15 protein-coding genes and 2 tRNA genes are annotated in these 13,195 nt (G+C 42.5%); 6 read left to right on the forward strand and 11 right to left on the reverse strand.

What is annotated here, in order from left to right:
* A partial coding sequence (locus ACE5CV_RS16790; RefSeq protein WP_374951352.1) for an MFS transporter occupies positions 1-984 on the reverse strand: 984 nt, incomplete at its 3' end.
* A 94-nt stretch (positions 985-1,078) separates the two neighbouring features.
* A complete protein-coding gene (locus tag ACE5CV_RS16795; RefSeq protein ID WP_374951353.1) occupies positions 1,079-3,535 on the reverse strand; it encodes a glutaminase domain-containing protein in 2,457 nt (818 codons plus the stop codon).
* Positions 3,536-3,660: 125 nt separating this feature from the next.
* Here ACE5CV_RS16795 and tssD point away from each other — a divergent pair, with 125 nt between their 5' ends.
* Positions 3,661-4,155, forward strand: coding sequence for a type VI secretion system tube protein TssD (gene tssD, locus ACE5CV_RS16800; RefSeq protein ID WP_374951354.1), 495 nt, complete (start codon positions 3,661-3,663; stop codon positions 4,153-4,155).
* A gap of 45 nt (positions 4,156-4,200) precedes the next feature.
* Here the strand turns inward: tssD and ACE5CV_RS16805 are convergent.
* From ACE5CV_RS16805 to rfaE1, 3 genes are all read right to left on the reverse strand, one after another.
* Positions 4,201-4,282: transfer RNA gene (locus tag ACE5CV_RS16805), tRNA-Leu, on the reverse strand.
* An 81-nt stretch (positions 4,283-4,363) separates the two neighbouring features.
* Positions 4,364-5,161: an ABC transporter substrate-binding protein gene (locus ACE5CV_RS16810; protein WP_374951355.1), complete on the reverse strand. Its 798-nt coding sequence runs from the start codon at positions 5,159-5,161 to the stop codon at positions 4,364-4,366.
* Between the two features lie 3 nt (positions 5,162-5,164).
* The gene (gene rfaE1 / locus ACE5CV_RS16815; protein ID WP_374951356.1) at positions 5,165-6,118 is read right to left on the reverse strand and encodes a D-glycero-beta-D-manno-heptose-7-phosphate kinase; all 954 of its coding nucleotides are present in this window, start codon (positions 6,116-6,118) and stop codon (positions 5,165-5,167) included.
* A 107-nt stretch (positions 6,119-6,225) separates the two neighbouring features.
* On the opposite strand from rfaE1, the gene hscB reads away from it, so the two are divergent.
* Both hscB and ACE5CV_RS16825 read left to right on the forward strand, forming a co-directional pair.
* Positions 6,226-6,753 (forward strand): Fe-S protein assembly co-chaperone HscB, encoded by a 528-nt coding sequence (hscB, locus tag ACE5CV_RS16820; protein ID WP_374951357.1) that lies wholly within the window; start codon positions 6,226-6,228, stop codon positions 6,751-6,753.
* A 25-nt stretch (positions 6,754-6,778) separates the two neighbouring features.
* Positions 6,779-6,858 (forward strand) — tRNA-Leu (locus ACE5CV_RS16825).
* Between the two features lie 45 nt (positions 6,859-6,903).
* Here the strand turns inward: ACE5CV_RS16825 and map are convergent.
* Positions 6,904-7,668 carry a type I methionyl aminopeptidase gene (map, locus tag ACE5CV_RS16830; protein ID WP_374951358.1) on the reverse strand — a complete coding sequence of 255 codons (765 nt, stop codon included), beginning with the start codon at positions 7,666-7,668 and terminating at the stop codon, positions 6,904-6,906.
* A gap of 100 nt (positions 7,669-7,768) precedes the next feature.
* On the opposite strand from map, the gene ACE5CV_RS16835 reads away from it, so the two are divergent.
* Positions 7,769-8,611 (forward strand): helix-turn-helix domain-containing protein, encoded by an 843-nt coding sequence (locus ACE5CV_RS16835; protein ID WP_374951359.1) that lies wholly within the window; start codon positions 7,769-7,771, stop codon positions 8,609-8,611.
* Positions 8,612-8,722: 111 nt separating this feature from the next.
* Complete coding sequence (locus ACE5CV_RS16840) at positions 8,723-10,078, forward strand: alkaline phosphatase family protein (protein ID WP_374951360.1); 1,356 nt, start codon at positions 8,723-8,725, stop codon at positions 10,076-10,078.
* Positions 10,079-10,150: 72 nt separating this feature from the next.
* On the opposite strand, the gene ACE5CV_RS16845 is transcribed toward ACE5CV_RS16840, so the two are convergent.
* The 3 genes from ACE5CV_RS16845 to ACE5CV_RS16855 are packed head-to-tail and all read right to left on the reverse strand — an operon-like array spanning position 10,151 to position 11,644.
* Complete coding sequence (locus tag ACE5CV_RS16845; RefSeq protein WP_374951361.1) at positions 10,151-10,723, reverse strand: arsenate reductase ArsC; 573 nt, start codon at positions 10,721-10,723, stop codon at positions 10,151-10,153.
* Positions 10,698-11,261: a DUF6428 family protein gene (locus ACE5CV_RS16850; RefSeq protein WP_374951362.1), complete on the reverse strand. Its 564-nt coding sequence runs from the start codon at positions 11,259-11,261 to the stop codon at positions 10,698-10,700. The genes ACE5CV_RS16845 and ACE5CV_RS16850 overlap by 26 nt, the downstream gene beginning before the upstream one ends.
* A 53-nt stretch (positions 11,262-11,314) precedes the next feature.
* Positions 11,315-11,644, reverse strand: a complete 330-nt coding sequence (locus ACE5CV_RS16855; RefSeq protein ID WP_374951397.1) for an ArsR/SmtB family transcription factor — start codon at positions 11,642-11,644, stop codon at positions 11,315-11,317.
* 137 nt (positions 11,645-11,781) lie between these two features.
* On the opposite strand from ACE5CV_RS16855, the gene ACE5CV_RS16860 reads away from it, so the two are divergent.
* On the forward strand, positions 11,782-12,282 hold the full coding sequence (locus ACE5CV_RS16860) for a hypothetical protein (RefSeq protein WP_374951363.1): 501 nt from the start codon (positions 11,782-11,784) through the stop codon (positions 12,280-12,282).
* A gap of 69 nt (positions 12,283-12,351) precedes the next feature.
* Here the strand turns inward: ACE5CV_RS16860 and ACE5CV_RS16865 are convergent, their stop codons facing one another.
* Entirely contained in the window at positions 12,352-12,714 is a 363-nt protein-coding gene (locus tag ACE5CV_RS16865) for a glyoxalase (protein WP_374951364.1), read from the reverse strand.
* 9 nt (positions 12,715-12,723) lie between these two features.
* Complete coding sequence (locus ACE5CV_RS16870) at positions 12,724-13,119, reverse strand: cupin domain-containing protein (RefSeq protein WP_374951365.1); 396 nt, start codon at positions 13,117-13,119, stop codon at positions 12,724-12,726.
* Positions 13,120-13,195 lie beyond the last annotated feature (76 nt).

Raw genomic sequence — 13,195 nt, forward strand, 5'->3', positions numbered from 1 at the left:
TGCAATACAAACTACTACCCATATAGTTACCGTTAGGATAAGCACTTTCACGTTGCCATATCTATCTGAAAGGCGCGACATTAGCGTTGCCCCTGCTACCGCTACAATTTGGATGATCAGGATAATAGTGATCAGGGCCGAAGTCTCCATTTTTAATTCTTTTGCAGCAAAGCCTGTGGCCACCAACATAATGGTCTGCACCCCCATTGAATAGAAAAAGAAAGCGGGCAAATAACGTTTTAACAAAGGCATGGATTTTATTTTAACCCAAACCTTGCCAAGTTCTATAAAGCCCCCTTTAATAATGCTATGCTGGTGTGTTTGTGCATTAGGACTGCCTTTTGGCAATACGGTAAAGGGAATCATTGCAAAACTGATCCACCAGATACCTACCAGCAAAAATGAAATTTGTGCAGGTAACGATTTATCCGTTATGCCAAAAAACTCGGGCTTTAATACAAATGCAAAACATATCAACTGCAGCAGCACACTGCCGATATACCCATAAGTAAAACCTTTGGCACTCACCTTATCCTGCATATCTACGGTAGCAATCTCGGGCAGGTAAGAGTTGTAGAATACAAACCCACCACTATACCCTATCGCCGCCAGGGCGAAGCAGATGATGCCCATCTCGATACGACTGCTATTAAAAAAGAATAATCCGCAACATGCAATTGAACCCAGTAATGTAAAAAATTGCATAAACACTTTTTTATTGCCCCGGTAATCGGCAATGGAGCTAAGTATCGGCAGCAGCAGTACCATCACCATGTAGGCAATGGCCAGTGCATAATCCTGCAGGGCGGTATTGACGAAGCTGTGGCCGAAAAAGTTTACCCTATTGCCATTATTTGCATTGGTAGTAATAGCTACGTAATACGCCGGAAAAATGGTCGACGTTATTACAAGATTGTAAGCCGAATTGGCCCAATCGAACATGGCCCAGGCACGGATGATTTTCTTGTCGTTCTTTGCTTGCATGACAGTTTAAAAGTATGCAAAATTTACAAACATTATTTACCCGGAAAACAAAAAGCCGCCGGTGCTCCCGGCGGCTTTTTAAGAGCAACTTGTGTTACTTTGCTGATTTTACTTGCAACACTTTCATAAAATATCCCCCAACAACACTACGGGCCTGGAAACCTACCATTTTGCCATCGGTTGTTTCGTGCCAGTCGCTGATAGGCACGCGTGATGATGTTTCGGTAGCATACTTGTAAACCGGCGCTATCAGGACTTTGAAATCAGCCTGGTTTTTCGCCATCGATGCCGTCCATACTATCCAGTCGGATTTGGTGTAAGTTTTGCGGCTATCTAACGGTAAACCGTACTTGTTTTGTTTGGTAAGGTAATATTTGATCTCGGTGTCGTAAACGCTTTGAGGGAACAAATTAAGTTTTAACACCTTATCCCAAACCATATTATATTTTTGGCTCCAGGTACTTTTGTTGTCGAAAACAAGAGCGTAATGGTCGCCTGCGTTAGCTTTATCTACCCATTTAGCTGCCAATTCTTTAGCAATTTTGTTGTATTTGGCAGCAGTTGCCGTTTGGCCCAACATACCCGCCATTTTAGCGTAGGCGCCAATAGCCACAATTGCCTTTACAGATAGGTTAATATTATGGGCAAGATGCCCTGCAAAATCATCAGTACAAAGCTGGTTTTCTGGGTCGAAACCGGCTGTTACAAGGTAGTTAGTCCAGGTGGTTAATGTTTTCCAGTGCTTTTTGGCGTAAGCCGGGTTCTTTTCAGCAGCAACTATGGCGGCGGTTGTAATTACCATATTGCCTGATTCTTCTACCGGCATATCTTCGCCATAGGTTTGGCCGTTTGCTAATGGATAGGTGCCCAGATCATGCGCAGCAAATGGCTTTTTCCATTTTCCGCTTTCGCTGTAATAGAAGATGCTGTTGCACATGCCCTTGATTAAAGCTGGGTTGTACAGAAGATACAGCGGAGCAGACGGATAGGTGATATCTACGGTGTTGATAGACCCGTTGCTGAAGTTTTCTTTAGACATAAACAACAGTTCGCCTTGCGGACTTTTAACAATCTGGTGGGCTGCAATGCTTTGGCGGTAAGCGAGAACGCAAAGCTTGGCATATTCTTTACCGCCTGCACAGTTAGCGTCGTTATAGATCTGTACATCTGTTTTATTACATGCCGCGAGCGTAGCTGCATAATTAGCTGATGATTTAGCAAGTTCGGTATCCATGGTTGCACCAGGCTGATTGCGCCACCACGGCTTTAAATTTGTTTTGAAGTATTGAATAGCGTACAAGTCATCATAGCCCAGCATACTAAATTTACTCACCACATTACTACCAACGCTGCCCAGGTTCATAACGGTATTAAGCGTTAGTTTTTTCCCGGTAAGGGCACCGCTGCGGGTATTTGCGCTATAAAATGAATTAACTGCTTCATCATCACCGGTAACATATTGTGTAGCACCTTTAGCGGCCACGTATACATAACCCCAATCTATCCGAATGTTATCACCTTTTTTTTGAAGAACAGGTTGCTCTGTTGTACCCGCCTTAAGGATCTGTAAACCGTTCTTAGTATACGGGGTTACCACTACTGGCTGTTTAGGCTGATCTACCGCTAGATTAGTGGATACTCCCTGATAGATACTTACGTTATGCCTTTTGCCGTCCGTTGATCTTGCGGTATATGTAATATACGATACCGGCGATGAAAGCAGCGCCAGGTTATTCAGAACAAGCGGGGATGTGAATTTAACATCCAGATCTATGTTATCACATTTAAATTGATACGTTGTTTGTGTAGCAGTTACGCTTACGTTGGTTTGCCTGGCCAATTTGATCTTTTCGTCTGTTGTATTTGCAATCTCTTCTGACAGCCCCGCATCTATCCAGGTACCGCCTCCTGTGTTGTTACAGTGAATGGCCAGCAAGTTCTCGCCGGATTTTAAAAGCTGCTTGGCGTAATCCGGCAATTCTATCATTTCATAATCTCCATTTGCACCGCCTTTTTTCAAAATATTTTGGCCATTTAGGTAAACTTCTGCGCCGTCGTCATGAAAAAGTTTGAGCATCACTTTACCGGTCGGCACACTTGCCAATGTGAATTTCTTCCGTATCCAGATGTCTTTGCCTACCCATTTGGTGCCTGGTTTGCTGCGGTCGTCGCCAAAAGGCGTCAGGCCGCCTGGCCATTTAGCATCGTCGAAATTTGGCTTTTCCCATCCTTCGGGCACAACGCCTTCCATTTGATATCTAACCATAGCAGGCTTTTCGTCGCCGTCGGCAACAATAGTATTGTACTGTTTTGAGGCCTGCCCCATAAATCTGTAAAACTCGCCATCAACCTTTATAATGCCTATAAGGGATTGCTCCTTGCCGGTCCAGTGGGTGGTAACAGATTGGTTCAGTTTGTCTGAATTTGACCAGATACTGAAGTAAGTGTTGTGGGTAATAAGCGGATACGATGGCAGTTTGTCCTGCGCAAAAGATGGTGTACCCTGTACAATTAAAAGCAGTACGAATGCTTTAATGAATAGGTTTTTCATGATTGTTAATAGGTGTATGTGTATTAAGTAATTCGTCGGTTACAAAAGAACTAAAAGAAATTATAGTTTTAGTAAGGTAAGTGATAAACGTCTATATTAACTGCATAATATTAAACCTTAATAACATGAAAAAACTGATCGTTCTATTAGCGGTACTTAGCCTAAATTACGAAACGTTACCATCTTTATTTGCTTCGCCAGCTCCTAAATTTGAAACTGCTAACATCAATTTTGATGAGGGGACTAAAATTAAGTTAACAATTGGTGGTAAGACTTACGAGCTGCAATCTTATAGTTTAAGCTATGTGCCCGGCAGCGGCGATAAGGCAAAATCTGAAACCGTAGTGATGAGCTACGCCCCTACAAATAGCCTTAATTTTAACATAAAGCAATCAAAGGTCGACAGCGAATTTTTAGACTGGATAATTAATCCCGATCAGCAACCCAAAGACGGGCAGATTGTAGTGACCGATGGCGATACCGGAAAGGTGTTACGGACCATAACGTTCGGCGGTGCCAAAACACAATCTTATAACGAAAACATGTTCATCCAAAATTACAATAATGGACAATTTGTTGGGTTTAACCTGCGCTATAAAACAATAAGTATTAAATTTTAGAATAAAAAAAGCCGTTAACTACAAAGTTAACGGCTTAAAATTTTGTGCGGAAGAAGGGACTCGAACCCCCACGCCTCGCGGCGCCAGATCCTAAGTCTGGTGCGGCTACCAATTACGCCACTTCCGCGCTTGGTTTTTAGAGAGGGCAAAGATAGCGTAAAAAGCTAAATTTAAAAATTGAAAATAAAGTTTTTAGCTATCTGCCTCATTACTTAGGCGTTATTTTATTTAAATTGTTTATCAAGCTATTAAAATACGCCGGAGCATGCAATAGCCGGCTACCATACCATGAAAACATTTCACCGTCAACCAACATGATCTGCGCCCGTGGTAGCAGCTGTTCAAACTCATGGATGTGTTTTTGACTAAACGGATAAGGTTCCGACGATAAAAGCAATACATCGGGCTGTAAGTCTATAATTTTGTTAGCATCCAATTCAGGGTAACGGCTTTGGTTTACAGCATTAGTAAAGCCACAAAGCAGTAGCATGCTATCAATAAAAGTATCATTACCCGCAACCATGTAAGGTTTTCGCCAGATGAGGTAGGCAACCCGTAATCTAGTCTGGAAAGGGATCAAAAGATCAAACCGCCTTTTTATTTGATCAGCCAGATCAAAAGCTTCTAGTTGCCGCCCAACCATTTTTCCAACGCTGGCGATCATGTCTAAAGCTGTTTGCAGGTTATTAATATCACTTATCCATACCGGGTAGTGTTTCATCAGCTCTTCTACCTGGCTCTGTTCATTTTCTTCCTTGTTGGCGATGATCAGGTCTGGTTTGAGTTGGGCTATCAACTCCATATTAAGTTGCTTTGTCCCCCCTATTTTTGTAGCCCTGCTGATTTTCTCTTTAGGATGAATACAGAATTTTGTGATGCCTGCTATCTCGGTATCCAGCCCCAGTTCAAACAGTAACTCTGTTTGGGATGGCACTATAGAAACGATCCTTTTTGGCATGCCTGTTAGGTTTACCACCCGCTTCATCTGGTCGTGAAATAGCGGCATTGGTTAATCCCCAAAAACCTGGTTGATCTCGGCAAGTGTGGCCGTGGCGCTGCCTACCTTGCTAACTACAATGGCAGCGGCATGATTAGCAAAATCGCAGGCTTCTGTCAATGAATATCCAGATGCCATAGCAATAGCAATCGACGCGATTACGGTATCGCCGGCACCGGTAACATCCACTACACCAATAGCTTTGGTAGCGATAATGGTAAGCTGGCTATTTTCATATATAGCAATTCCATCCTCAGACATTGTAACTACTACGGCTTCGCAGCCGGTGGTTTGCTTTATACTGATACATGCACGCTCCAGGCTATCCTTATCAGTTATCGCTATGCCTGTAGCCAACGAGGCTTCTTTACGATTGGGTTTTATAATGCTTACACCCTGGTATTTAGAAAAATCGAGGCCTTTCGGGTCTACAATAGTTTTTATGCCTGCAGCATTGCAGGTGGCTACCACCTCGGCCAGCAAATCAGCGCTGAGCAGGCCTTTGTTATAATCAGATAGTACCACAACATCGCAGCTTCCGATCTGCTCATTGATCATATCCGAACACTGCTCTATGACCTCTGTGCGAACAGGTTCGGTATATTCCCTATCCAAACGGATCATCTGATGATTTGACGACAAGACACGTGTTTTAACAGTTGTACATCTGGCTACATCGTGTATTATTCCTTTGTCGTCAGATCCGCATTCGGTTAGTTTGCCGGATATAATGGCAGCATTGTCGTCCTGCCCTACCACAGCTATGATTGACGCCTGGCATTTTAGCGCATTAAGGTTCTCTAACACATTGCCGGCACCACCAAGAGTGTAGCTTTCGCGGGTTATTTCTACCACGGGCACTGGTGCCTCGGGCGAAATCCGGTTACAATTGCCATAAATGTAATGATCGAGCATAATATCGCCGATAATAAGAATACGGGCGTTTGAATTGATGTTGAAATTCATGCTAAAAAGTATGTACTGATAAGCGTCAACAAGTATATATATTTTTTGTTGTGTGGTTAAACAATAAATTGGCAGGCCGCCGCGCCAATATTAATAGTAGTTTTGACATGATGAATTATTTTGAATTTTATGGCATTGCCGAAACATTCCATCCGGATGCCGCCATGCTGAAAAAACAGTTTTATGCGCTTAGCAAAAAATACCATCCGGATTTTTATGCTAATGATGAAGATGAAAAACAGCAGGAAATACTGGAGTTATCAACCCTTAATAATAAGGCCTACCATACCCTTAGCGACCCAAACCGCGTGGTAGATTACATTTTACGTGCCCATGAATTGGTTAGCGAAGGTGCGAAACCACAACTGCCTGCAGATTTTTTGATGGAAATGATGGATATCAACGAGCGCCTGATGGAAATTGAAGACGAGCAACAACTGGCTGATATTACGGCCGAAGTACTTGCCATTGAGGGTGATATGAACGACGAATTGCTAACCCTTACCCAGGATTATACTGAACTGGATGATACGGCTAAAGAAAGCCGTTTAAATGATGTGGCAAATATTTACTACAGGCAAAAATATCTTTTGCGAATTAAAGAGAGTTTAGATACATTTGCAGCCCGTTTGTAAGCAAATACTGTTTACAACCAAGCATGCCCAGCTGGCGGAATTGGTAGACGCGCTGGTCTCAAACACCTGTGGGAAACCGTGCCGGTTCGACTCCGGCGCTGGGTACAAAGCCTTGATAGAAATATCAGGGCTTTGTTGTTTTCAGATCACTTACATTATCCCATTTGCCGCAGTTAAAATTATGGGATTCCCTGATGTTACCAGTATCGTATGTTCGTGCTGTGCTACAAACCCTCCTTTGCTCCCGGTAAGCCCCCAATTGTCTGCAGCGGTTTCTATGTACGCCGATTTTGTAGAGATAAATGTTTCTATTGCAACAACAGAATCTTTTCGAAAACCCCGCACCCTGTCGTAACGATCGTGATAATTCATAATTCCGCTGGGCTCTTCATGCAGACTGCGTCCTATACCATGTCCACCCAGATCGCGAATTACGGTGTAGCCTGCTTTTTTCGCGCGGGTTTCTATAAGCTTGCCTATCTCGTTGATCCGCACTCCACCGCTTATTTGTGCTATCGCTTCCATTAAGATGAGCTGAGACGTGTTCACCAGGTGCTGTAAACCCTGCACATCGTCGCCAACAATAAAAGAGCAGCCATTGTCCGACCAAAACCTGCCCAATTCTGCAGATACATCTATATTAATAATATCACCATCTTTAAGTATCACTTTATCCGATGGCACACCATGGGCGAATTCCTGGTTTACACTGATACAACTGTAACCTGGGAAGCCGTAGGTCTCGAAAGGTGCCGATCGTGCCCCCAAACCTTCTAACAATTGCCGACCGTATTCGTCAATCTCTCTGGTGGTCATACCGGTTCTTGTGTACGCCTTCATTTTATGCAAGGTAAGCGCAACGGCCTCGCTAACCTTTTTTATACCTTCAAGTTCTTCTTCAGTTTCGATTATCATTTTGATCTTTTTTGCAAAGCTATGGCTACAGCAATTGCGCCTATAGTAAATTTTAGACATCCGATATCCACACTATTAACATTTCCTGTAAGTTTGCTCTATGCCGATAGATTATCTAAAAAAGATACATTTGGGTGAGTTTAACGAAACTGGCTACAGGATCAGTCCTTCTGAAGCGATGGCTTCTGTTATTGAGGGATTTTACGTCTTTTCGCCCGACACTAAACCAGAAAGGCAACTGGTATTTAATGACGGTTTCCCGGTATTGGTCTTTCTATCTGATTACGGTGACAGCATAAACGTTAGCGGCCAAACAAATCACAAGCAAATCAAGGCAGTTTGGGCAAGTGCCGGCTCTATCAAAAATGTTCATGTGGAATATAGTGCTGCTGCCAGGCAAATCTTTGTAGCCCGGTTTTTGCCGGGTACATTCTACAGGCTTTTCGGTTTAAACGCTCAATTTTTCAGGCATAACCCCGTCGCACCATTTATACCTATAGCACGAAGCAATAATTTCAGCGTAAGAGATTTCTTCAAATGCCACGATATTGAGAGTAAGATCACCTTTATTGAAACCTACGTAAGTAATTCATCAGCTATAAAAATTTCGCCGGGACTTTTACATCAAACGCTTAACTTTATCCTTGATAAAAAAGGCAGTAGCAATGTACGCAACATTACTGATGATGCCGGCGTAAATTATAAGTGGCTGGAACGCAGCTTCGCTAAAAACATCGGGCTGCTACCTAAAGAGTTTATCCAGCTACAACGCTTTTTTCAGGCCTATCTTGAATTGGTTGGCGACAGAAACGTCGACCTAATGCACATCGCCCTTGCCAATGGATATTATGATGCCAATCATTTTTCAAAAGATTTTAAGGTATACACCGGTAAATCGCCGATTGAATATTTAAGATCTCAATCGCCGGCTTTCAATTCTTAAAGCAATTTCAATTCCTTTAACCGCCTGACTACAGCTTATCTTAATATTTTGTTAACGTTTTTGAAACTTTGAGTGAACTTGGCGGCGATACCTTCGCCGGAAACTCAACAGATGAAAAAAATCGCTACACTAATAAGTATGTTTTGCCTTTCTATAGGTGCCCTATCCGCACAGGATAGCCATGTGGTATTGATAAGTATTGATGGTTTAAGGCCGGAATTTTATATGGATCCGCGATGGGGTATGGTAAATGTTCGCCAGGGTATGAAAACCGGCGCTTATGCAGAGGGGGTTCGTGGCAGCTTCCCTACGGTTACCTATCCATCGCATACCACTATTATTACAGGAGTATTGCCTGCAAAACACGGCATCTATTATAACACCCCTGTTGAGCCGCTCGGCGTTACAGGTAAATGGTACTGGTACTATAAAGACATTAAGGTACCAACTATATGGACAGCCGCTAAAGATGCAGGCTTAAAAACCGCAGGTGTTAGCTGGCCGGTTACTGTTGGCGCTCCAATAGATTATAACCTGCCCGAGTATGCGATACTGCCTCAGGGCAAGGGTGAGAAAAGCGACGAGATCAAAGCGATGTTGCAGGAATCGAACCCTAAGGAACTTTTCCAGGAAGTCCAGGACTACGCCATCGGTAAATTTGGAGAATACGGCGCTACTATTGATTACTACACCAGCGACCAAAATAAATCGCGTATGGCAGCATATATCCTTAAGCGTTATAAACCTGCTTTTTTAGCGGTACACATCGCTTTGTTAGACCATTATGAACATGAACAGGGCCGCGATGGTGTTAAAGTAAGGTCAGCCATTACGGGTGCCGATGTGGCTATCAAGACCATTATTGATGCGGCAACGGCAGCCGGCATCAGCGAGAATACTACGTTCATCATCACTGGTGACCACGGTTTCGTGAATATCCATACTCAATTTAAACCAAATGTAATGCTGGCTAAATTGGGTTTATATGATAACGACAATAAAACGGCCTGGAAAGCCTATTTTCAGCAAAGCGGTGGCTCATCTTTCCTGCACCTTAAAGACCCAAACGAAAAAGCAACTTTAGAGAAAGTTAAACAGGCGCTTAATCAACTGCCCGAAGGCATCCAACGGATGTACCATGTACTGGATAAAGAAGCATTGACCAAGGCACAAGGCGACCCTAACGCTGTTATGGCACTTGCCGCATACCAGGGTTTTAGCTTTGGTGCAGCAGCCACCGGAGATATGCTTGCACCGGCAAGCGGAGGCACACACGGTTATCTGCCAACAGACTTTAAAGAAATTCAAACAGGTTTTGTAGCTTTTGGAAAAGGTATTAAACCTGGTGCAGTACTATCCGTAATGGGACAGGAGGACATAGCGCCATTAATAGCCAAGCTATTAAATCTTGACCTTAAAACAGATGGCGTGCTTTATCCGGGACTACTTGCACCGGTTAAAAAATAAGTTCAGCATTAATAGGAAAACAAAGCCGGATGTATTGCGTCCGGCTTTGTTGTTTAAAATCTCGTTACATTGCTACTGTATATTGTGACGAATAAATTGCTTCACGTAAACCTTGATTAGTTCCCTTACACGAGTAAATTCTTGCATTATTTCTTCTTCACTTCCATTGGCTTTAGCCGGATCTGGAAAGTTGTGATGTATTTTTATCGCTTCGGTAGGGAAGTATGGACAATTTTCTTTAGCGTTATCACATACAGTGATTACGTAATCGAAATTAACGTTGGAATATTCGTTCACATTGTTTGAAGTATGAGCCGAGATATCAATACCATCCTGCGCCATTACCGCTATAGCTTTGGGATTAACTCCATGAGTTTCAATACCAGCACTGAATACATTAATAGAGTCGCGCCCAAAACTTTTTAAGTAACCTTCGGCCATTTGGCTACGGCAGCTATTGCCTGTACAGAGTACCAAAACATTTTTCATAATATTTAAAATAATAGCCATAACATGTTGATGATGAAAAACTTTGCATCCCAACCGAATATCAATTGCAAAATAATTACTGCAGTAATAATTGCTATAGCCTTCCCCGAACACAACTTCCGTTTTAGTTTCAACAACATCCTGAGCCAGGTTCACAAGTTTGAATTGTAGCTAAATTTGATAGTGGTAATTTACTTTTTGCAGGCGGTATAACTGTGCAGCACTCTTCCCCATCGTTGTTTACACCACAACTCCCACCACGCTCAACAGCTTTGCATTGCACGGAATCAGGTCGCAAGTCCACTGTTAAAGTATTACCGATAACGATGATTTTGTTTGGAAACATTTGCCTTGTATCAAATTCAGCGTTACCAAACTCAATTTTTACAATTCCGTTCGGATTTAAAGGCAACATTTTTTCAACAACTTCGATAATAGATAAAGCCTTATCAACTTTCATTGATTGTTCCTGCTGTTCGTTTTCAGGCACCCATAATTGGATTACAATTTCGGTCCAGGCATTCATCATACCTCCACAATCTACAGAAGTTATAGGCGCTTGTTTGATTTCGGTGATGTGGTAACTAGTATCTATCAGTTTATCCTGAGCGTATTGAAATTGCAGCTCAAGATTAGGGTGTTGCAATAGCTGATTTTTGAAGGTGGTCCAGTTGATAGCTTGAATGTTGTTCATAATTATTTACTGTTTTATCATCGCAATATTGCGATTGAATGTTTCAAATTTTTTTAGCAGCAAATAGCTGTAGATTGATATTTATCGAAAAAACTATTTAAATTTTGTTGTAAAAGTTTCCATGCGTGTGGCTCGATACAGTAGCAGACACTTACACCATCTATGGTGCCTTGTATTAAACCGGCATTTTTTAGTTCTTTTAAATGTTGAGAAATTGTTGGCTGCGCCAAGCCTAGTTCATTAACCAAATCACCGCAAATACAAGTGTCAGCTTTGATTATTTCCTGCAGAATCGCTATTCGCGCCGGATGTGCTAAAGCTTTAAGCATTAAAGCTAAACGGTTTTGATCTTCAGTGAAAATTTCTGATTTTGTAATTCCCATATCAATCGCAATATTACGATTAATTATTCTGTTTAGTGTTTTTTTATCTATTTGTTTACTATGTGTATCATTCAGTTCAACTGCTTCGTAATACAATAAACAATCAGTCAACAAATTACATTTGATTCAAAACCATTATGAAAAAAATCTTACTTGTATTAGTGGTATTATTTATAGCCAATATAGGCTGTAAAAAAGTGAGTATGAACGGAGGTAATACCTGCGCCTGTTCGCCTGTACAAGGGCCAGCTATGCTATTGGTGATACAGGACGCTAACGGGCAGGACCTGCTTGATCCGCAAACTAACGGCGCACTTGCTAAAGACAAGATAGACGTTTACCGTAAGGATGCCGCAGGGAAAATAATTCCTCTTTATTTTGAAATCAGGCCGCAATTCAGCTATGGCGAACAAAAGTTTAAATATTACCAATTGTCGCTCCCGGAGTTGGGTTTTGTGCAACGAGGCACACCAGGTACCGCCTACTTAAAACTGGGTAGCGCCGAGCCACGCGAAGTTACTATCGAGCTAAGCCAAACCTCTAACCAGGTAGTTAAGGTTACTATAGATAAAAAGGAAGCTCAACGTGATGCAGATACTATTGCCAATTATGCTTCAGTGTTTTATCTGAAAATTTAATATCGGTCATTAAATGAACATTAGCCCTGGTCATGCCAGGGCTTTTTTGTTCAAAATCAGCTATCAGCTTTATTGAACTGCCCCAAAATGCAGCAACACGCCCGATGGATCATGTACAAAGCATTCGCGGCCCCAATAGTCATCCTTTATCGGAGTTAACCGTACGCCGGCATATTTTCCAGGCAGATTAAGTTTCAGTAATTCAGTATAATAGTAGTCAACATCCTCTACCTCGAAAAAGATCATGGTGTTGTCTACCCAATCTTTATTGTAGTAATCTTGCAGATAAAAACTTAGCGAGTTGATCTTAAATACAGAGATTTTTGCATCGAGTACTGTTTCTTCAAGACCCAGGTCGCGGTAAAAGTTCCTGGAAAGGTTAAAATCCTTTGCTCCTATAAACGGCCGGATAGATAATGCTTTATGTTCCATTGTTGCTATTTAAAGTCCGTATTGCTGGTCGGTAACATGCTCCATCCACTCAACCGGTGAGCCGTTTAACTTTTCTTGTATAGCTATGTGGCTCATTGCGGTAGTGGCTGTAGCGCCATGCCAGTGCTTTTCCTGGGGAGCAAAGTAGATTACATCTCCCTGGTTGATATTCTGCCGTTCACCACCCTCACGCTGTGCCCAACCGGCGCCTGCCGTAACGATCAATGTTTGGCCAAAGGGGTGAGTATGCCACGCTGTGCGTGCGCCCGGCTCAAAAGTTACCAACGCCATTGCCACACGGGATGGCTCGGGCGGGCTCATTAAGGGATCAATCCTAACTGTTCCTGTGAAATATTCTGCGGGGCCTTTGCCCGATGGTTGCGAACCGCTGCGTATGATTTCCATTTGCTGTTTTACTTATAATACACTTGCCAGCCAAATAAGTTGACATTAAGCCTGTGAATGAAGATATTAATTTCTG

Source organism: Mucilaginibacter sp., from assembly GCF_964263795.1.
GTDB lineage: Bacteria > Bacteroidota > Bacteroidia > Sphingobacteriales > Sphingobacteriaceae > Mucilaginibacter.

Excerpts from the sequence above, each read along its gene's own strand:
- tssD (WP_374951354.1), top strand. The coding sequence starts at position 3,661 with ATGAAAAAACTGATCGTTCTATTAGCGGTACTTAGCCTAAATTACGAA.
- map (WP_374951358.1), bottom strand. The coding sequence starts at position 7,668 with ATGATAATCGAAACTGAAGAAGAACTTGAAGGTATAAAAAAGGTTAGC.
- ACE5CV_RS16795 (WP_374951353.1), bottom strand. The coding sequence starts at position 3,535 with ATGAAAAACCTATTCATTAAAGCATTCGTACTGCTTTTAATTGTACAG.
- ACE5CV_RS16860 (WP_374951363.1), top strand. The coding sequence starts at position 11,782 with ATGAAAAAAATCTTACTTGTATTAGTGGTATTATTTATAGCCAATATA.
- rfaE1 (WP_374951356.1), bottom strand. The coding sequence starts at position 6,118 with ATGAATTTCAACATCAATTCAAACGCCCGTATTCTTATTATCGGCGAT.
- ACE5CV_RS16840 (WP_374951360.1), top strand. The coding sequence starts at position 8,723 with ATGAAAAAAATCGCTACACTAATAAGTATGTTTTGCCTTTCTATAGGT.
- hscB (WP_374951357.1), top strand. The coding sequence starts at position 6,226 with ATGATGAATTATTTTGAATTTTATGGCATTGCCGAAACATTCCATCCG.
- ACE5CV_RS16855 (WP_374951397.1), bottom strand. The coding sequence starts at position 11,644 with ATGGGAATTACAAAATCAGAAATTTTCACTGAAGATCAAAACCGTTTA.
- ACE5CV_RS16810 (WP_374951355.1), bottom strand. The coding sequence starts at position 5,161 with ATGCCGCTATTTCACGACCAGATGAAGCGGGTGGTAAACCTAACAGGC.
- ACE5CV_RS16865 (WP_374951364.1), bottom strand. The coding sequence starts at position 12,714 with ATGGAACATAAAGCATTATCTATCCGGCCGTTTATAGGAGCAAAGGAT.
- ACE5CV_RS16870 (WP_374951365.1), bottom strand. The coding sequence starts at position 13,119 with ATGGAAATCATACGCAGCGGTTCGCAACCATCGGGCAAAGGCCCCGCA.
- ACE5CV_RS16850 (WP_374951362.1), bottom strand. The coding sequence starts at position 11,261 with ATGAACAACATTCAAGCTATCAACTGGACCACCTTCAAAAATCAGCTA.
- ACE5CV_RS16835 (WP_374951359.1), top strand. The coding sequence starts at position 7,769 with ATGCCGATAGATTATCTAAAAAAGATACATTTGGGTGAGTTTAACGAA.